A 17,734-nucleotide genomic window follows, 5' to 3' on the forward strand; every position below is an offset into this window, starting at 1 on the left:
ATGGGGTGGGGCGAAGCTACGAACCGGCGGTCGGCTCGTACTGCGAGACGAGCACCCGCTTGAGCACCTTTCCGCTGCTTCCTACCGGGAGTGCGTCAATGAATTCGACTCGACGGGGGTATTTGTAGGCGGCGAGACGCTGCTTGCCCCATTCGATGATTTCCTGATCCGAGCCGGAGGCGGCGCCCTCCGGCTCGGCAGGCACCACGATCGCCCACACGTCCTCGCCGAGCTCGGGGTGCGGAACGCCGATCACCGCCACCTGTGCCACGGAGGGGTGTCCGACGAGGATCTCCTCGATTTCACGCGGGTAGACGTTGTAGCCGCCACGAACGATCAGGTCCTTCTTACGGCCCACCACCGAGAGGTAGTCGTCGCCGTCCAGCCTGCCGAGATCGCCCGTGCGGAACCAGCCGTCGGTCACTACCTCGGCGGTCATGTCCGGGCGGCCGAGATATCCGGCCATGACGGTCGGACCGCTCACCACGATCTCACCCACCTCACCGGCAGGCAGGAGATCGATACCGTCGGAGTCCGGCCGGGCAATACCCACGGTGATGCCGGTGATCGGGACCCCCACGGTTCCGGACCGGAACGTCAGGCCGGGGTAGTGATAGGCCACGCTGCACGAGGTCTCGGTCATCCCGTACCCCTCGTACACCGGACAACCGAAGGTGCTTCGGACATCGTCGAGGGTCCTGGTCGCAAGCGCCGATCCCCCGCTGTACACGCGGTCGAGCTGAGGGACCGGCTCTCCCTGGGCCACGGCGTCGAGCATCTTGACATACATGGTCGGCACGCCCATGAACACCGTGCACCGGTGTTCCGCCATCAGCGCCAGGGCCTCCCGCCCGGAGAACCTCGGCATCATGACGATGGATATTCCGGCGCGGAATCCCGTCAGCATGCCGCAGAGCTGACCGAAGCCGTGCGCCAGTGGCAGACACCCGAGCAACACGTCGTCGCTCCGGAACGCGTACGGAGTGGTGACCATCCGCTCGACGTTGTACCGGATGTTCCGGTGGGTGAGCATGACGCCTTTCGGCTCACCCGTCGTACCGGACGTGTAGAACACGACGGCGACATCGTCTGGTTCCCGCACCGCGGGCGTCTCGACCGGCGCGGTGTCCTGTGCCGCATGCTCCAGGTCGACGGTGCCCGCGGGGCCGGGACCGACGGTGAGGAGCGGTGTGCCGAGCCACGCCGCCGGTTTCCTCGCCTGGTCGAGCAGCGCGGACGCGCACACCAGAAAGCCGGCGTCGGCATCGGTCAGTACGTGCTCGACCTCCGCCGCCGTGGACAAGGCATTCAGCGGGACCGCGACGGCGCCGGTCGCCAGCACGCCGAAGTACACCACGGGAAACTCCGGGGTGTCGGCCAGGAGCACGGCGACCCGGTCTCCCGGCCGTACCCCGTTGGCCTGCAGTACGGCGGCGTAGCGACGCGCCTGTTCCCACAGCCACCCGTAGGTGATGTGCTCGCCCTCGTGGATCAAGGCGGAGTGGGCCGGTCGCTGCGCCGCCGTGTCGGCCAGCACGCCGGCAACTGACATGGTCATCAGGCCTGCTGTCCGTCTTCCGCGGTGGTGTCGGCGCCGCCGCTGCGGAACCCGGACGCGAACCGGTCCCGGGCGCTCGCGGTCGGAATGTCCAGTTCCTTCCAGATCTCTTGAAGAGCGCGGGCGAACTGTTCGACATCGCTCTGCTCGTGCACGGCGGACGGAGCGATCCGGAGGATCTCCTCGCCCGCGGGCACGCTCGGAGCGTTGATGGACTGGACGTAGATCCCGTACTTCTCGAAGAGAAGCTGGGATGCCCGCTTGCACATGTCGTCGTCGCCGACGAAGGCCGAAACGATGTGGGAGTCCGTGGAAAGGAACGGTATGTCGGCCTCGATCAGAAGGCTGTGCAGCCGCCGCGCATTCTCCGAGAGCAGCTTCCGCTCGACATCGGAGGAACGCAGGTACTGAACCGACGCCTGCGAAGCAGCAGCCACCGCAGGCGGCAGCGAGGTCGTGAAGACGAACGAACGCGCGTAGGTGCGCACCGCTTCGACCAGAGCGGCCGGACCTGCAATGTAGCCGCCGACCGTTCCGAAACCCTTTGCCAAGGTGCCCATCACGACCGTGAAACGGTCGGCGATGCCTTCCTGAGCGGCGATGCCGGCGCCCTGCGGGCCGTACATGCCGACCGCGTGGACCTCGTCGATGAAGGTCGTGGCCCCGTACTTGTCCGCAAGGTCGGCAATCTCGGCGAGCGGCGCCACGTTGCCCGACATGGAGTAGACCGACTCTGCGACGATGAGCTTCGGGCAGTCGGCGGGAGCGGCCGCGAGCAGCTCTTCCAGGTGGACGACGTCGTTGTGCCGGAAGATGTGTTTCTTCGCACCGCTGTGCCGGAGGCCGTCGATAATCGAGGCGTGATTCTTCGCGTCGGAGAACACGACGGTGTCCTTGGGCATCGCCGCGAGCACGGTGAGCGAGCCTTCGTTGGCCGTGTAGCCCGAGGTGAACAGGAGCGCGGCTTCCTTGCCGTGCAGATCCGCCAGTTCATTTTCGAGAGACACGTGGTAGTGGTTGGTCCCCGCTATGTTCCGGGAACCGCCGGAGCCTACGCCGTGGGTGTCGATGGCGGCCTTCATGGCCGCGATGGCCTGGTGGTTCTGACCCATTCCCAGATAGTCGTTGCTGCACCAGACGCTTATTTCCGAACCCACCCCTTCGCGCCACGCCGTGGCCAGGGGGTAGCTTCCGGAACGACGTCCGATCTCCAGGAATTCGCGCTTGCCTTCAGCAAGGTCGCCGGCGATTTCCCCGTTCAGGTACGAAGCCAGGTGTGCGTTCATTTACTCGCCTTCTCGACGTAGCGGTTGCATGGAAGTTGGAGCCAGTGGGTCTACGCGGGACACGCTAGACGTATTTCGATCGCAGGAGCACCTTGTCCGGCTTGCCGTTGTTGTTCATCGGCAGCGCGTCCAATACGTGCATCTTCTCGGGCGCATGAATCGGGGACAGCGATTCAGCAATTCCCGCGCGGATCTTCTCCACGTCGACCACCGCGTCCGGATCGCATTCCATGGCGGCGTGGATGTGCTCACTGCCGTCCTCGTCCCGAACGCCGTACACGGCGGCGTGCCGGACACCCGGGTGCGCAAGAATTTCCGCCTCGAGCACGAGGGGATGCACCTTGACGCCACCCACCTTGATGACATCGGCCACCCGTCCCAAGAGAGTCAGATATCCCCGCTCGTCGAGGTATCCGATGTCTCCGGTGGAATACCAGCCGTCCCGGAGGACCTGGGCGGTCAACTCCGGCAGTTTGTTGTAGCCGTCCATCAACTGGGGCGAGCGGGCGCGGACCTCACCGATCTCACCTGCCGCCAGCTGCGCACCCGAGTCCGCGTTGCAGACCATGATCTCCGCCCCGGAGAAGGGCCGCCCGACGGTGCCCGCAAGCTTCGGGTCGCCGTGCTCCATGGGTGTCAGGTTCGTGATGTGCCCGGACTCGCTCGTCGCATACCCCTGCGTCAGAACCGGGCCGAGGAGATCAAAAGCCTGGGCGATTCTGGCGGGTGCAGCGGGGCTGCCGCCATAGGCAATCGCATGCAGCCCGGACAAGCCCGCTGCTGCCACTCCTTCAGGGTCACGGATTCCCCGCTCAAGCAGATGGTCGACGAATTGGAAGACGTGGTTCGTCGCCATGAACGACCACGAGATCTCCTTCGCGGCGGAGACGGCGTCCACGAACTTCGCGGCGTCGAAGCTCTCCTGGAGATGGATGGTGCCGCCCAAGGCGAAGACCGCGTCTGCCAGCGCGCCAACGGCGTGACTCAGCGGGGTCGACAGCAGGATCGAGGCGCAGTCGTATTGACGACCGATGTCCACCCATGCGCGCATCGTGGCTTCCCACGCACGGCCGGACAAGCGGATGCCCTTGGGCCGTCCCGTACTTCCACTCGTGAAGTTGATGACGGCCAGCGCACCGGGGTCCCATGCCGCGGGTTCCGAGACATCGGTGACGTCGGCGAGGACGGCTCCCTTGCGGTCCTTGCCGTCAAGTCGCGTTACCGGTATCCCGGTACGCTCCGCGAGCTTCGTCGCGCGCTCCGCACCTTCGGCGTCGGTATAGACAGTGACGGCTTCGGTCTCCTGCAGCATCTGGATCTGGTGTTCCAGCGGAAGGACCGTGTTCCTGGTGCCCGGATTGATGGTGCGCAGATAGCACACGGCGCCGCCGAGGAGATGCGCCGCGTACCGCACGATGAGCATCTCGGGGCTGTTGGGTGCGACAAGAACCGCCACCACGTCACCCTTGCCCACTCCGCGATCGCGCAGTGCACGGAACGCTTCACTCACGGATCGAATCAGGTCCCCGCCAGAGAAGGCTTCGCCACGCCAATGAACGACATCTCGGTCCGGCTCGGCTGCGAGCAGCGAGAGGATCTCCGAGACATAACTTCGACTTGCGCTCCACCCATGCTCGGACCGGCTCATGGAGCCTCCCTTGATATTGCCAACCATGACGGCGTCATCCAATGACCGAATCAATCCTGGTCACCCGGCCGAAGTAAGCGCTAGATTGTTCGACTATCTACAACGGAGCTACAGAAGGCGCCCCGATCGGGGTAGCCGTTCGGGGCGCGCGCCGTACGGTTGCCCAGGGCAGTCGCCGTTCTCGTGATCCGGGTCCGTTCGGCTGCGGCCAGGCGTCTTCCTGGGAGCACGGCCAGCACGCGCGGTACGCCTCCGACGAGAGGACCGGCGAGCGTCCGGTGATGATCGATCCAGGTGCGCTACCAGCAGCGGGCTCCCGCTCTGCAGGCAACCGTGACCGCGGCCGCAGTGGCTTCGGCCGGGAGGGCCGGCTGTCCGGTGTCAGCGAACCGTGAGCTCGCGTCGTCAAAGGCTGATCGCCACGACGTGCAGTACGCGGCTCAGTTGCCGGTCGAGGAGCCAAGGCCGAGGGGTGAGCATTGGCAGGCTCGGCTGCCGCTGGAGCTGATCGGACGGGGGTGCGAAGCGGACGCATCCGCTCGCACAGCGCTCTGACGTCTCTACTCCGCCAGCCGTATCGCCCCAGCAGCGGCATCAGCTCGGACTGGGACACGGCCATCGCGTCCTCCTCCGGCTGAACTGACCGTTCACCAGAGGATTCGCGCCGTGGCCTACCTCGCGTTCAGAGAGCAGTCACCGGCCGCGGATGCGCCCCCGGGGCAGTCACCCGCACGTTCCAAGCCCACGCCAGGCTCCACCACACGACGGGACGCCCCCCTCGCTGGTCCGCCCGAACTGCGCGGGCTCCGCTCGCGTTTCACCGGCAGAGGACACCGGCGCCCCGCTGCCGGCTGTCCCCACCTGCCCAACTCCCCAGTAAAGCCGATTTGTTGCTTGGATTCGGGACTCCGACGTCGGGCGGGTCCGGGGTGGTGCTTTCGGGCCGTGGGTGGGCAGGACGATCGCGGGGACCAGCTGGGCATGTGCTGCCGGTCGAACTCCCCGTACAAAGCCGGTGTCCGTCCAGGCCACGCCTCGGCACGACCACCGTCTCCGGTACGGCGACAGCGGCGACACACGATCTCGCTGGGCCGACCAACGGCCCTTGAAATGACCGGCTTCCCGCCCGTTCCGCGGGAAGAAATGATGCGTGCCGTGAAGGGAACTGCCGCGACGCTCACTTCGACGTCGGCATCCTCGACATCCGGTCGGCGCCTCGTGGCCGGAGACCGGGTGGGGCCGGTCGGGTCGCACGCGGCGAGGTGCCGCTCTCTCAGCCGCACCCGAACGTCGCACCAGGTCTCTCGGCTGGGACAGGGGTCCGGGTGGAGGAAGAACTCATCCGTGCGCACCGCGCCTCTCTCGTACGCCTGCACCAGTGGCTCCTCCCTGGTGGCGGCGGTCGGCGTACGGAAGCTGTAGTCGTAGGCCAAGAACAGCGGCGCCGCCGTCACCGGCCCGCCCGTCCCTTCCACACCGCGTAGGGGTCCTCCGGGGTGAGGATGTCCCTCCCCCTGCACAGCTCCACCAGGTAGCGGTATCTCTCCTCGCCCCGGAGCTGCACCGGGTCCTCGCGGGGCGTCCACACCTCAAGTGGCACCGTGGCGTGCACAGGGCCCACCCGATGTCCTTGGTCAGCTCCCCGACAACACCGGCGACCAGGAGCCAGTCGTCGTCCGCCCTCGGCCACGGGTTCTCCACGCTCTGGCGGTTCTCCGGATGGCTGATGTGCAGATCGCTGATGCCGAGTAGGTGCGAGGGGGCCTCACGTCACCGGTCCGACCCGGGCGCGACGGTCAGCGACGGCTCGGCGGCGTCCACCGGATCGCCTCCGTCACCGCCGCCGCACGGGAGTTGGGGTAGAAGGTGGCCGAGCCTCCGCGTGCGGGAAGCAGCCCGACCGGACATCGGCATCCGGCGCCGGGTCGAATCGGCGCAACCACGCTCCGTCGCGCCTGGTCATACCTGCCAGGCCCTAGACATCCCTCTGTCCTGCGGGCTTCCGTTTCCACCCTGCGCTGCGTTGCCTCAAGTGCCGCAGTCAGTAGGGGTTCTGGTTCGGCGGGGTCGATCTCGTCGTCCACGAGTCCGCGTTCGGCGGCGTAACAGGGACGCATCAGGTCCTGCCGGTACTCCTTGAACCGCTGGGGCCCGCAGGGCCTCCGGGCTGTCCGCCGCCGCGATCTGCTGGCGGAACACCACGTTCGCCGCGCCTTTCTCGCCCATGACGGCAATCTCATCGGTCGGCCAGGCGAAGGAGAGGTTCGCGCCGATGGAACGCACATTCATGGCGTTTCAGGAACCGCCGTACGCCTTGCGGGGATCATCTGGAGCCGGAGCTCCGTACCATTGCGGTAGGCATAAGCGGCTTCGCACCATGGCGAATACCCCGCCCTCCACGGCTTACTCGTCGAGCAGCGGCAGGCCGACCCCAAGGGGCGGTCTGTCGCATTCTCGATCATGATCCGGGGCAGTCCAGTCACGCCCACCTCCCCCACCCGCACGCCAACCAACAACAAGTGCATCTTTCGGACTGGTCGTGCCGACGGAGAGAAATCCATCAATCGGTCGGCACCTCACATGGCGAGGAGCCCCGACTCGATGGCCCGAACAACCGCAAGGGTCCGATTCGGGCAGTTGAGCTTGGCCAAAATGATGCCGACCGTGCGTTTGACTCCATGTTCAGAGATACTCAGCGACCGAGCGACTTGTCGGTTGCTCAGCCCCCTGGCAATCAGACGCAGCACTTGGTGTTCACGTGCCGTCAGTGCAATCATCGACGCACGCTTCGAGGTCGCGTCATTACCGGCTTTGTCGGACGTCGTCACGGATCTCCGCGCCATGGTCACCGACACATGAAATCGTCCAGCCTGCACATCGGCGATCGCTTCGCGCAGGATCTCGGGACAGAGATCCGCCCAGTCCAGGAAACCGTTTGCATGATCGACCCATGATTGCTCGACAACGTCCGCCGAATCCACCAGGATCAGTACATGTATGTTCTGGACGCGCAGCTTCTCAGTGATCTCACCAGGCACAGATCCCAAAGTATTGCTGTCAGAAATGACCAGCTGACCGTCGCGGCATCGCGAGAGATCCTCGACGCCCGTGATGGATTGCACTGACAGCTGGATGTCGAGTGAACGAAGCATCCCCTCGATACTGTATCGACGAATGCCGTCATCGATCATCAGCGCTATTTCAGTCTGCATCAGGGATCGCCCAGCCTGCGGATAGGATTGCCTGCCAGACATTCCAGGCGATAAATAGCGCATCTGACTGCTGAAGTTTTCGCGATATTCATTGCTAGAAATTTTTCGCCACATCAACCAGCGACCCCCCGTTACGTCGCGTTGAAATCAGGAAGTTTTGACCCCTGATACACGATCCTGGCACGGAGTGCCGGTAACTGTCCACCCGCGCTGAGGACCATGGACAGGGCTGTTGCAAAGTCCGAATGACGTTGCAAAGTTGCAGGTCACGGTGGGGTGGGGTGAGCAGGGTGATTTGCGATGCCGGGGTGGTCTTGCAGGTGCGCGGGGCACGGCATGTGACGATGCCTGTGGGGGTGCGACTTCACGCAACGAAACTCAGTTGTGCAGGTCACCCCGCCAAGTCGCCTTCGCCCCACGGAGCTTCGATGTGCCGCCACCCGCGCCGGCCTGGAACGTGAAGGTGAGCCCGCAGTCGTCGCCCGCAGCAAGGCAGCTTCCGCGGCGGGTAGGCCACTGCACCGCTGGTGACACCCCTGCCGACCACCGCGGCACAAGGCGCCTCACCCCTGTCCCTCATGGTCGAAATATTCCGCCGCAGGACGCAAGCGTGCACGTGTCAGAGGAGTGGCCTCGTGCTCGATGCGCACCCCAGCCGCTGCGGCATGCCGTCGTCGTACAACGCCGAGATCTCCGGCTGTCTCGGCCGGTGGACGATGTCGGTCAACGGCCCTGACCGCGCAGTCGTGGCGGGGCCCCGTACCGGCCTCGGACCCTCGGACGTCCCGACCGTGGCGCACCCCGACGATCCGGGGCGGCACCTGATCGCCATCAGCGGCAACGTGCCAGTGCTCGCCAGGGAACAAGCCGCCCAGCACCTGGACAGGCAACGGGCTCGCGGTCGCAGCTGGCGCGCGAACCGGCGCACGTACTGATGAAGGCTGGACGCAGATCGCCGCCGCGTCGTGGACGGCGCCCTGCACCCGCACTGCTTGGTCACGCCAAACACGGTCCCGATGCCGGACACACGGACCTCTCCATCCTGGCGTGCGACACCGCTCCTGAGCGGGACCGGGGTCGAAGCTCTGTGCTTACGCGCCCGCTCCCCGGGGCGGGGCCTTACGCGCCCGCTCCCCGGGGCGGGACGCCGCCCCAAGGCGCTGCCAGATGCTGAAGTACTGCTCAGGCTCCCACTCCGGCGAAGCCGTCCGTTGCTCCCGGACCCGAGCGCCCATCTTGTGGTTCAGCTTCTCGCCGTACGTGTCCATGCTGGTGCTGAGCACACCGGGTCAGAAATGCCTGACCGTCCAAGTGCACTGGCACCAGTAGCAGCCTGCGCATCCGACACTGAGCAGCACCGTCACATTGCGGCGCCGCGCCTCCCCGAGAGCCTCAAGCTTCCGAGGCCATCAGTCGACCGGGCTGCCCGGGACCAGGTACGGAGAGGCCACACCCGCCAGCCAGTTCGTACGCTCCTGGTCCCACGCCACCGGCACCTGCTCGGGCTCGACGCCCTGGACCGGAGGGGATGTCCGCTGAACCGAGCGGCACCGGCGCGCGTTCCCGGCCTCGTCAAGGCAGTCAAGCCCGTCACCGTGGGCCTGGCGCTGGCCTGACGTCCCGCCAGGCCAGTCATTCAGGTCAGGCTGGCCGGGAACCCTCGGGGAGGTCTCGATTCCGCTCCCGCGGCGGCTGTCCGCAGGGCCGGAAGCGACGTGGCCACCCCGGGCGACCACGGGGGATGCTTTCAGGCTCACCCCATCCCGACCCACCAGCGGCGATGAGCCTCGATCTGCTGTCGGACCTTCGTTGCGGCCACCGGGCGAGCATGTACGGCACAGCGACCTCGAACTCGACAGGGCCGTAGCGGTGTACCAGGGCAGCGGCGCGTGAGCGCGTAAGCGGATCACGGCGCGCGGCCTCACTGATCTCATCGCTCAACCGAAGCCGGTTCGCGGGGCCCGTGAGCATGCGTCGTCCCCCCGTGGAGCGCACCAGCACCTGGATCCCGGAGACGTTGGATCAACCACGGACTCCCCGTTTTCGGCAGTGCGCCGCGTGCATCATCCACAGCAGCGCTCAGTACCCGGATCCGCTTGTCATGCCCGCGCGCTCTTGTCGCGAAACCGCCGCATTCACGGCATGTCGTCGTGGGTCAGCGCCGCGTACACGCTCGGAGACGCCGCGGGAACGATGCCGACCGCGTCGTGGGTCCAGCCATGGACGGGGTCCCGCACGCCTCTTCCCGGCAGCGGCGCGGAGACCGTGATCGCGACCCGGAGGTGCACACGCCGCTCAGGAGTGCGGGGCGCGTGCGCCGCCCGTGGACTCCCAGCCGGTGACGGCCAGGGCCCGGTAGGCGGTGTAGGCGAGGGCCGGGTCGCCCTCGTCGACCCAGGGGACGGCGCCCACGTGGCCGTCCACGGCGGCGAGAGCCTCCATGGCCTCGCCGTAGCGCTCGGCGCGGACCAGGAACCAGATCAGGAGGTGCAGCACGTGGGGCCGGACGGGGTGATCGTCCTCGACCTGGTCGACGGCGTACTCGGCGGCCTCGATGGCGTGGCGGATGTCCTCGCTCCGGTAGAGGCCCCGCACCATGTTCACGTCGGGCAGGTGGTCGTACGTCGCGAACAGCGGCAGGGCCGCGAGCAGGCTGCCCTCGGGGGCACCGGCGGCGGCCGCGCGGGCGAAACCGTCCGCCCTGTCCTTGGAGCCCGTCGACTGCGCCGACCAGTACGGCAGCGCCGCCAGGTGGGCGCCCATGTGGTCCGGGGCCAAGCGGCGGACGGTGCCCCACAGGGACACGAAGTCGGCCTCGGTGTAGTGCAGATGGCGGGCGATGAGCAGCTCGGTGATGTGCGGCGTCGGGTCGTCGGGGGCGAGCGCGGCAGCGTCCCGGGCGACGGTGCGGGCCTCCTCCAGGATGATGCGGTGGTCGGCCGAGTCCGGCTCGGCCAGCGCCTGGAAGACCAGGAACTGGGCGTACACCTGTGCCCCGCCGTGGTCGCGCGGCTGCTGGGCCCGCCACTGCCGCAGCCACCGGGCGTCCTGCGCCGCCGCGGCCCGCTCCTTGCTGAAGGAGACCACGTCCGGCGGACCGTCGGCACCGGCTGCCTGTCCCTGCGCCCGTGCCCGCGCCAGCTCCATCGCGGCCGCGCCCGCCAGGGACAGCACCCGCTGCCAGCGCAGCTCGTACTCGTCACCGGTCAGCGCCAGCAGGTGCGCCACCGGCTCCCACTCCTGGGTGCGCTGGGTCTCCTCCAGCGCCTCGACCAGCTCCCTGTCGGGGCCCGGCAGCCGGACGTCGAGCTCGTCCCGGGGGACGAAGCCGTATCCGGCCGACGGGTCGTGGACCGGGTTCAGCACCTGCTTGCCCTCCCGCGCCAGCCGTCTGCGGCGCATGGCCGGGTAGACCACCACACCGAAGAGGGCGACGAGTGCGGTCAGCAGGAACAGGGCTTCCATGGCGTCAGGTCTCCACGCTGTGACGGGGCGGCGGTCGGTGCTGTCGGGCGGTGCACGGGACGGTCGGGACGGTGCGGAGGCCGGTCGGGACGGTCCGCGGGGGTGAGCTCTCAGGAGCACGCCCCACTCCACCGTACGGCCCACTAGTCTCGCCTCCATGAGTGAGCAGCGCGACAACCGCACCGACGGCGGGGACGGGACGGCCTCCTCGGCCCCGCCGCACGGCTTCGAGACCCTCGCCATCCACGCGGGCCAGGCCGCCGACCCGGCCACCGGAGCCGTGGTTCCACCCATCCACCAGGTCTCCACCTACAAGCAGGACGGCGTCGGCGGCCTGCGCGGCGGCTACGAGTACAGTCGCTCCGCGAATCCGACCCGCACCGCGCTGGAGGAGAACCTCGCCGCGCTGGAGGGCGGCAGGCGCGGGCTCGCCTTCGCCTCCGGGCTCGCCGCCGAGGACTGCCTGCTGCGCACCCTGCTCACCCCGGGTGACCACGTGGTCATTCCGAACGACGCGTACGGCGGCACCTTCCGGCTGTTCGCGCGGGTTGCCGAGCGGTGGGGCGTGCAGTGGTCGGTCGCCGACTCCTCCGACCCGGCCGCCGTACGGGCCGCGCTGCGTGAGCGCACCAAGGCGGTCTGGGTGGAGACCCCCTCCAACCCGCTGCTGGGCATCACCGACATCGCGGCGGTCGCGGACGTGGCCCGCTCGGCCGGCGCCCGGCTGGTCGTCGACAACACCTTCGCCAGCCCCTACCTCCAGCAGCCGCTCGCCCTCGGCGCCGACGTCGTCGTCCACTCCACCACGAAGTACATGGGCGGGCACTCGGACGTGGTCGGCGGCGCCCTGGTCACCGCGGATCCCGCGCTCGGGGACGAGCTGGCCTTCCACCAGAACGCGATGGGCGGCATCGCCGGACCGTTCGACTCGTGGCTGGTGATGCGGGGCATCAAGACTCTCGGCGTGCGCATGGACCGGCACGGCGAGAACGCGGCCCGCGTGGTGCAGCTCCTGGAGGCCCACCCGCAGGTGTCCGAGATCTACTACCCGGGACTGCCCTCGCACCCGGGGCACGAGATCGCCGCCAAGCAGATGCGCGGCTTCGGCGGCATGGTGTCCTTCCAGGTCGCGGGCGGCGAGGAGGCCGCGGTGCGCGTGTGCGACCGGAGCGAGCTGTTCACCCTGGGCGAGTCGCTGGGCGGCGTCGAGTCGCTGATCGAGCACCCCGGACGGATGACCCACGCCTCGGCGGCGGGCTCCGCGCTGGAGGTGCCTGCCGATCTGGTGCGGCTGTCGGTCGGCATCGAGTCCGCGGACGATCTGCTGGCGGACCTGTCCCAGGCGCTGGGCTGAGACGGGCCGGTCCCGGGAGGCGACCGCCTGCCGGGAGATGACCGCCTTCCGGCAGGCGGGCCTCTTCCGCAGGGCGGTCACCAGCCCACCGTCGGCGAGGTCGTCGTCGGGGGCGGGGCCGCCCAGGGCTGCCGGGCGAGGGACCACGCCAGCAGCGCCACCGCGCCCACCAGCACCGCAGCCCACAGTGCCGTCCGCAGGGCCCGGCGCCGTCGCAGCAGCCGCGCCCCGTCCGCGAGGGCCCGCTCCGCGAGGTCGGCGGGCACGTGGTCGAGGGCGTGCTGATCCAGCAGGCGCCGCACTTCGGTCTCCTTGCGGTCAGGCGGACTCACCGGCCGCCTCCGCCACCGGGGCGGGCGGGCGGCGGCTGAGCACCGCCGCCATGGCCCGCGTCTGCAGGGTGCGCACCCGCTCCACGGGCAGCCCGAGACCTGCGGCGACCTGTTCCTCGGCGACCCCTTCGTACAGGCGCAGCACCATCACGATCCGCTCGTGCGGGGGCAGGCCGGCCAGCAGTCCGCCGCGGGAGCGCCGGTGGCGCCGTCCGGTACGGGCGAAGCAGTCGGCCAGTTCCTGCCGGGCGCGTTCGTAGGGGTCCTCACCGCGCAGGCGGCCCCAGTCGGCCCGGGTACGGGCGAGGGCGCGCACCAGGAGCCGTTCGGCCTCGGGTGCGGCGCCGGGGGGTTCGGCCGTCAGCAGGGTGGCGGCATGCAGCAGCCGGCCACCCGCACCCGCGACGAACGCTTCGAACTCCCGGGCGCGGAGGCGCTCCTGCCGTGCCTGACGCTCTCGCACGCCCCGCCGCCTCCCGCGCGCGTCTCCCGCGCGTCTCCTGTGCCAGCTATAGGACGGCAGGCGGCCAGATCAAATCAAGAGGCGCGCAACCACCTGTCCGCGCGCCCCTGTACGGCCCGTTCCAGGCCGGGCAGCCGGACGGAGCGGAGTGGGTGGACGGCCGGCGGGTCAGGAGTCGGCGGGGCGGGAGGGCTGGGCGAGGCCGCCGGGATGCAGGTCGAGCATCGCGCTGTTGAAGCGGGTCAGCAGCTTGCAGAACGTACCGCGCTCCTCCTCCGTCCACTCCTGGGTGATGAGCTGCATCAGGTTGCGCCGCGAGGAGCGGACCTCCTCCAGCCTGGCCACACCCCGTGGGGAGAGCTGCAGCACCACCGCGCGGCCGTCCTCCGGGTGGGAGGTCCGCTTCACCAGGCCGGACTCGACGAGCGGGGCGACCTGCCGGGTGACGGTGGAGGAGTCGATCCCCATGCCCGCGGCCAGTGCCTTGACGCCCATCGGGCCCTGCTGGTCGAGCCGGTTGAGCAGGAGGTAGGCGGCGCGGTCCATGGAGTTGCGGGCCTGGCCGAGACCGCCGAGCCGGGTCTGCTCCGCGCGGCGGGCGTACACGGCGAGCTGGTGCTGCAGGGCGTCGAGCACAGCCGTGGAGGAGGGGGCACCGCTGTCGGCAGGCATCTCGGCTTCCTCGTCCGGGGTGTCTGGAGTGTCTGTCGTCATGTCCGGGTGCGTGGGCATGGCAGGTGCGCTCACTTCGTCTGTCTGCGGGAGTTTTTGAGGAGTTTTGACGGTTTAGGGATGGTTTGTTGGGGCTGAAGTCCGAAGCCGGTGCGGACAGAGTACGCGGAGCGAGCCCGGTACGTACCTCCTGTGCACGAAGCAGTGACGCGCACCACCCCGGGTGACCGTCCACGCCCGTTACGGGCCGACTGCCAGACTGGCGCCATGTCCACCAGCGCACCACCCCGCCACACCGCCCGTCCTGAACTGCCCGTCTCCCTCGACGACGTACGCCGGGCCCACAAGACCCTCTCCGGGATCGCCCGCACCACCGCCGTCGAGGGCAGCCGCCACCTCTCCGCGCTGACCGGCACCCCTGTCCACCTCAAGTGCGAGAACCTCCAGCGCACCGGCTCGTTCAAGCTGCGCGGTGCCTACGTGCGCATCGCCGGCCTCTCCCCGCAGGAGCGCAGGCGCGGGGTGGTCGCGGCGAGCGCGGGCAACCACGCCCAGGGTGTCGCGCTGGCCGCCTCGCTGCTGGGCGTGGCCTCCACGGTCTTCATGCCGGTGGGCGCCCCGCTGCCGAAGGTGGCGGCCACCCGCGAGTACGGGGCGCGGGTGAGGATGCACGGGCAGGTGGTGGACGAGACCCTGGAGGCGGCGAAGGAGTACGCGCACGCCACCGGTGCCGTCTTCATCCACCCCTTCGACCACCCTCATGTGGTCGCGGGGCAGGGCACGCTGGGCCTGGAACTGCTGGAGCAGTGCCCCGAGGTGCGCACGGTGCTGGTGGGTGTCGGCGGCGGCGGGCTGCTCGCGGGCATGGCGGTGGCGATCAAGGCACTGCGGCCCGACGTACGGCTCGTGGGCGTGCAGGCCGAGGGCTCCGCCGCGTACCCTCCGTCGCTGGCGGCAGGGAAACCGGTGGCGCTGGAGTCGGTCTCGACGATGGCGGACGGCATCAAGGTCGGGCGGCCGGGCGATGTCCCCTTCTCCCTCATCCGCACCCTGGTGGACGAGGTCCGCACGGTCTCCGAAGACGCCCTCTCCAGCGCGCTGTTGCTCTGCCTGGAGCGGGCCAAGCTGGTGGTCGAACCGGCGGGCGCGAGCCCGGTCGCGGCGCTGCTGTCGGCCCCCGACACCTTCGAGGGACCCGTCGCGGCGGTGCTGTCGGGCGGGAACGTCGATCCCCTCGTGCTCCAGCGCACCCTGCGGCACGGCATGGCGGCGGCGGGCCGCTACCTGTCGCTGCGGCTGCGCCTCTCGGACCGGCCGGGCGCGCTGGCCGCGCTGCTGGGCAAGCTGTCGGTGGCCGATGCCAACGTGCTGGACGTCGGCCATGTCCGCACCGATCCGCGCCTGGGACTCCACGAGGCCGAGGTGGAACTGCACCTGGAGACGAAGGGGCCCGAGCACTGCGTCGAGGTGGCCTCCGGACTGCGCGCGGCGGGTTACACGGTCGTGAGCTGAGCCGGGCGGTCGTGGGCCGAGCCGGACGGTCGCGAGCGGAGCCGGACAGAAGGCGACGCGACGTATCGCGAATGACGCTTGACGCGATACATCGCGTCGTCGCATACTGCTGCGCACGGGCCCGGAACACTGCGCTACATGGCCCTGTATGCCCTGTGTACCTGTAGGGCTGTACATGCCGGACACTTCCGGCAGTTCTAGCCTTTTCGTAGAGTTCCGCGCTCCATACGCTGGGAGACCTCCAATGCCAGGTGCCATCCACGCCGAGGGGCTGGTGAAGTCGTTCGGTGACGTACGGGCTCTGGACGGCGTCGACCTCGACGTCCCCGACTCCACCGTGCTCGGCCTGCTCGGGCCCAACGGCGCGGGCAAGACCACCGCGGTCCGGGCGCTGACCACCCTGCTGCGGCCCGACGCGGGACACGCCGTCGTCGCCGGTGTCGACGTGCTCAAGAACCCCACAGCGGTGCGCCGCTCCATCGGCGTCTCCGGACAGTTCGCCGCCGTCGACGAGTACCTGACCGGCCGCGAGAACCTCCAGATGGTCGGGCAGCTCTACCAGATGTCCGCGCGGGACGCGAAGAAGCGGGCGACGGAGCTGCTGGAGCGCTTCCACCTGACCGACGCGGCGGACCGCACGGCCAAGACGTACTCGGGCGGCATGCGCCGCCGCCTCGACCTCGCCGCTGCGCTGGTCGTCAGCCCTCCCGTGATGTTCATGGACGAGCCCACCACCGGCCTCGACCCGCGCAACCGCCAGCAGTTGTGGGAGGTCATCGAGGAGCTCGTCGCGGGCGGTACGACGCTGCTGCTCACCACCCAGTACCTGGAGGAGGCCGACCGGCTCGCGCACGACATCGCGGTCGTCGACCACGGCAGGGTCATCGCGCGCGGCACCTCCGACCAGCTCAAGGCCCGAACGGGCGGGGAACGCATCGAGGTCGTCGTCCACGAGCGGGCCGACATCCCCACCGCCCGCGAGATCCTCGACCCGCTCGGGTCGCGCGGCACCGCGCACGAGGGCTGCACCGTCGAGGAACACACCCGCAAGCTGACCGTCCCCGTCACCGGCGGCGCCAAGCTCCTGGCCGAGGTCATCAGGGACCTCGACGCCCGCGGGGTCGAGATCGACGACATCGGCCTGCGCCGCCCCACCCTCGACGACGTCTTCATCTCCCTGACCGGCCACGCCGCGGAGGCGGCACGGACCGCCGACTCCGACCGCGCGGCCGGCGACCCGGCGCGGCAGCAGCCCGAGGAGGCCGCGGAATGAGCGCTCAGGCGGCAACAGCCGGCACCGCACCGCAGGGACGCGGCGGGGTCCTCCAGTCGGTCACCGACTCCCTGGTGATGGCCAAGCGCAACCTCATCCGCATGGTGCGCATCCCCGAGGTCGTCGTCTTCGGGCTCATCCAGCCGATCATGTTCGTGGTGCTCTTCAGCTACGTCTTCGGCGGCTCGATCAAGGTGCCCGGCTCGGGCACGGACGCCGCCTCCTACCGCGAGTTCCTGATGGCGGGCATCTTCGCGCAGACGGTCACCTTCGCGACGGCCGGTTCGGGCGCCGGCATCGCGGAGGACATGCACAAGGGCCTCATCGACCGCTTCCGCTCGCTGCCGATGGCGCGGGGCGCCGTGCTGACCGGGCGCACGCTGGCCGACCTGGTGCAGACGGCACTCACCCTCGTCGTCCTCGCCGCTGTCGCGGCCCTGGTGGGGTGGCGGGCGCACGACGGCATCCCCAAGGCGCTGGCGGGCTTCGCCCTGCTGTTGCTGCTGGGGTACGCCTTCACCTGGATCGGCGCGCTGATCGGCCTCTCCGTGCGGACACCGGAGGCCGCCACCTCGGGAGGGCTGGTGTGGCTGTTCCCGCTGACGTTCATCTCGATCGCGTTCGTGCCCTCGCAGAACATGCCGTCGTTCCTCCGGCACATCGCCGAGTGGAACCCGTTCAGCTCCACCGTCCTCGCGGCCCGCGAGCTGTTCGGCAACCTGCCGCCCGGCTACCCGACGCCCGACGCCTGGCCGATGCAGCACCCCGTCTGGGCCTCGCTGCTGTGGTCGGCCGTCATCATCGCGGTCTTCCGCACCCTGGCGGTGCACCGGTACCGCAGCGCGACCTCCTGACGGAGCCGGCCCGCTGACGGAGCCGGCCCGGGGGCCGGGCGGGACGGCGGCCCCCGCAGGCGTCCCGCGGACAACGAACGGCGGATGCGCCCCGTGCTCGACCGC

Annotated in this window: 14 protein-coding genes and 2 pseudogenes; 5 read left to right on the forward strand and 11 right to left on the reverse strand. The window is 69.2% G+C overall.

Annotated features, from left to right (window positions below; genetic code table 11):
- Nucleotides 1-16: 16 nt before the first annotated feature.
- From H297_RS0103335 to H297_RS34230, 6 genes and pseudogenes are all read right to left on the reverse strand, one after another.
- Nucleotides 17-1,558: an AMP-binding protein gene (locus H297_RS0103335; RefSeq protein ID WP_027735897.1), complete on the reverse strand. Its 1,542-nt coding sequence runs from the start codon at nt 1,556-1,558 to the stop codon at nt 17-19.
- The gene (gene hemA, locus H297_RS34215) at nt 1,558-2,844 is read right to left on the reverse strand and encodes a 5-aminolevulinate synthase (RefSeq protein ID WP_051351443.1); all 1,287 of its coding nucleotides are present in this window, start codon (nt 2,842-2,844) and stop codon (nt 1,558-1,560) included. Before hemA ends, H297_RS0103335 begins: the two co-directional genes overlap by 1 nt.
- Nucleotides 2,845-2,908: 64 nt before the next feature.
- Entirely contained in the window at nt 2,909-4,492 is a 1,584-nt protein-coding gene (locus H297_RS34220) for a long-chain fatty acid--CoA ligase (RefSeq protein ID WP_037792540.1), read from the reverse strand.
- A gap of 1,450 nt (nt 4,493-5,942) precedes the next feature.
- On the reverse strand, nt 5,943-6,113 hold the full coding sequence (locus tag H297_RS43140; protein WP_158693632.1) for a hypothetical protein: 171 nt from the start codon (nt 6,111-6,113) through the stop codon (nt 5,943-5,945).
- Nucleotides 6,114-6,522: 409 nt separating this feature from the next.
- Nucleotides 6,523-6,878 (reverse strand): annotated as a pseudogene (locus H297_RS42540) (carboxyl transferase domain-containing protein); the annotation flags it as partial.
- 190 nt (nt 6,879-7,068) lie between these two features.
- Complete coding sequence (locus H297_RS34230) at nt 7,069-7,818, reverse strand: response regulator transcription factor (RefSeq protein WP_078513697.1); 750 nt, start codon at nt 7,816-7,818, stop codon at nt 7,069-7,071.
- 521 nt (nt 7,819-8,339) lie between these two features.
- Here H297_RS34230 and H297_RS0103360 point away from each other — a divergent pair.
- Entirely contained in the window at nt 8,340-8,639 is a 300-nt protein-coding gene (locus H297_RS0103360) for a hypothetical protein (RefSeq protein WP_027735898.1), read from the forward strand.
- 354 nt (nt 8,640-8,993) lie between these two features.
- Here H297_RS0103360 and H297_RS43965 read toward each other — a convergent pair.
- Nucleotides 8,994-9,092 (reverse strand): annotated as a pseudogene (locus H297_RS43965) (hypothetical protein); the annotation flags it as partial.
- A 907-nt stretch (nt 9,093-9,999) separates the two neighbouring features.
- Nucleotides 10,000-11,169, reverse strand: coding sequence for a hypothetical protein (locus H297_RS0103380; protein ID WP_027735900.1), 1,170 nt, complete (start codon nt 11,167-11,169; stop codon nt 10,000-10,002).
- Between the two features lie 157 nt (nt 11,170-11,326).
- On the opposite strand from H297_RS0103380, the gene H297_RS0103385 reads away from it, so the two are divergent.
- Nucleotides 11,327-12,523: a cystathionine gamma-synthase gene (locus H297_RS0103385; protein WP_027735901.1), complete on the forward strand. Its 1,197-nt coding sequence runs from the start codon at nt 11,327-11,329 to the stop codon at nt 12,521-12,523.
- 77 nt (nt 12,524-12,600) lie between these two features.
- On the opposite strand, the gene H297_RS0103390 is transcribed toward H297_RS0103385, so the two are convergent.
- The 3 genes from H297_RS0103390 to H297_RS34235 form a co-directional block, all read right to left on the reverse strand.
- Nucleotides 12,601-12,855, reverse strand: coding sequence for a hypothetical protein (locus H297_RS0103390; protein ID WP_027735902.1), 255 nt, complete (start codon nt 12,853-12,855; stop codon nt 12,601-12,603).
- Complete coding sequence (locus H297_RS0103395; RefSeq protein WP_027735903.1) at nt 12,842-13,318, reverse strand: sigma factor-like helix-turn-helix DNA-binding protein; 477 nt, start codon at nt 13,316-13,318, stop codon at nt 12,842-12,844. The genes H297_RS0103390 and H297_RS0103395 overlap by 14 nt, the downstream gene beginning before the upstream one ends.
- Nucleotides 13,319-13,486: 168 nt before the next feature.
- Complete coding sequence (locus H297_RS34235) at nt 13,487-14,050, reverse strand: MarR family transcriptional regulator (protein ID WP_037792542.1); 564 nt, start codon at nt 14,048-14,050, stop codon at nt 13,487-13,489.
- A gap of 207 nt (nt 14,051-14,257) precedes the next feature.
- Here H297_RS34235 and ilvA point away from each other — a divergent pair, with 207 nt between their 5' ends.
- The 3 genes from ilvA to H297_RS0103415 all read left to right on the forward strand — a co-directional run bounded on the left by ilvA (nt 14,258) and on the right by H297_RS0103415 (nt 17,629).
- Nucleotides 14,258-15,502 carry a threonine ammonia-lyase gene (ilvA, locus tag H297_RS0103405; protein WP_027735904.1) on the forward strand — a complete coding sequence of 415 codons (1,245 nt, stop codon included), beginning with the start codon at nt 14,258-14,260 and terminating at the stop codon, nt 15,500-15,502.
- Nucleotides 15,503-15,746: 244 nt separating this feature from the next.
- Complete coding sequence (locus tag H297_RS0103410; protein ID WP_027735905.1) at nt 15,747-16,775, forward strand: daunorubicin resistance protein DrrA family ABC transporter ATP-binding protein; 1,029 nt, start codon at nt 15,747-15,749, stop codon at nt 16,773-16,775.
- Complete coding sequence (locus H297_RS0103415) at nt 16,772-17,629, forward strand: ABC transporter permease (protein ID WP_027735906.1); 858 nt, start codon at nt 16,772-16,774, stop codon at nt 17,627-17,629. Before H297_RS0103410 ends, H297_RS0103415 begins: the two co-directional genes overlap by 4 nt.
- The last annotated feature ends 105 nt before the right edge of the window (nt 17,630-17,734 follow it).

It is taken from the genome of Streptomyces sp. CNT360 (assembly GCF_000424785.1).

Coding starts and splice junctions, on each gene's coding strand:
- hemA (WP_051351443.1), bottom strand. CDS start 2,844: ATGAACGCACACCTGGCTTCGTACCTGAACGGGGAAATCGCCGGCGAC.
- H297_RS34230 (WP_078513697.1), bottom strand. CDS start 7,818: ATGTGGCGAAAAATTTCTAGCAATGAATATCGCGAAAACTTCAGCAGT.
- H297_RS34235 (WP_037792542.1), bottom strand. CDS start 14,050: ATGCCCACGCACCCGGACATGACGACAGACACTCCAGACACCCCGGAC.
- H297_RS0103380 (WP_027735900.1), bottom strand. CDS start 11,169: ATGGAAGCCCTGTTCCTGCTGACCGCACTCGTCGCCCTCTTCGGTGTG.
- ilvA (WP_027735904.1), top strand. CDS start 14,258: ATGTCCACCAGCGCACCACCCCGCCACACCGCCCGTCCTGAACTGCCC.
- H297_RS0103335 (WP_027735897.1), bottom strand. CDS start 1,558: ATGACCATGTCAGTTGCCGGCGTGCTGGCCGACACGGCGGCGCAGCGA.
- H297_RS34220 (WP_037792540.1), bottom strand. CDS start 4,492: ATGAGCCGGTCCGAGCATGGGTGGAGCGCAAGTCGAAGTTATGTCTCG.
- H297_RS0103410 (WP_027735905.1), top strand. CDS start 15,747: ATGCCAGGTGCCATCCACGCCGAGGGGCTGGTGAAGTCGTTCGGTGAC.
- H297_RS0103385 (WP_027735901.1), top strand. CDS start 11,327: ATGAGTGAGCAGCGCGACAACCGCACCGACGGCGGGGACGGGACGGCC.
- H297_RS0103415 (WP_027735906.1), top strand. CDS start 16,772: ATGAGCGCTCAGGCGGCAACAGCCGGCACCGCACCGCAGGGACGCGGC.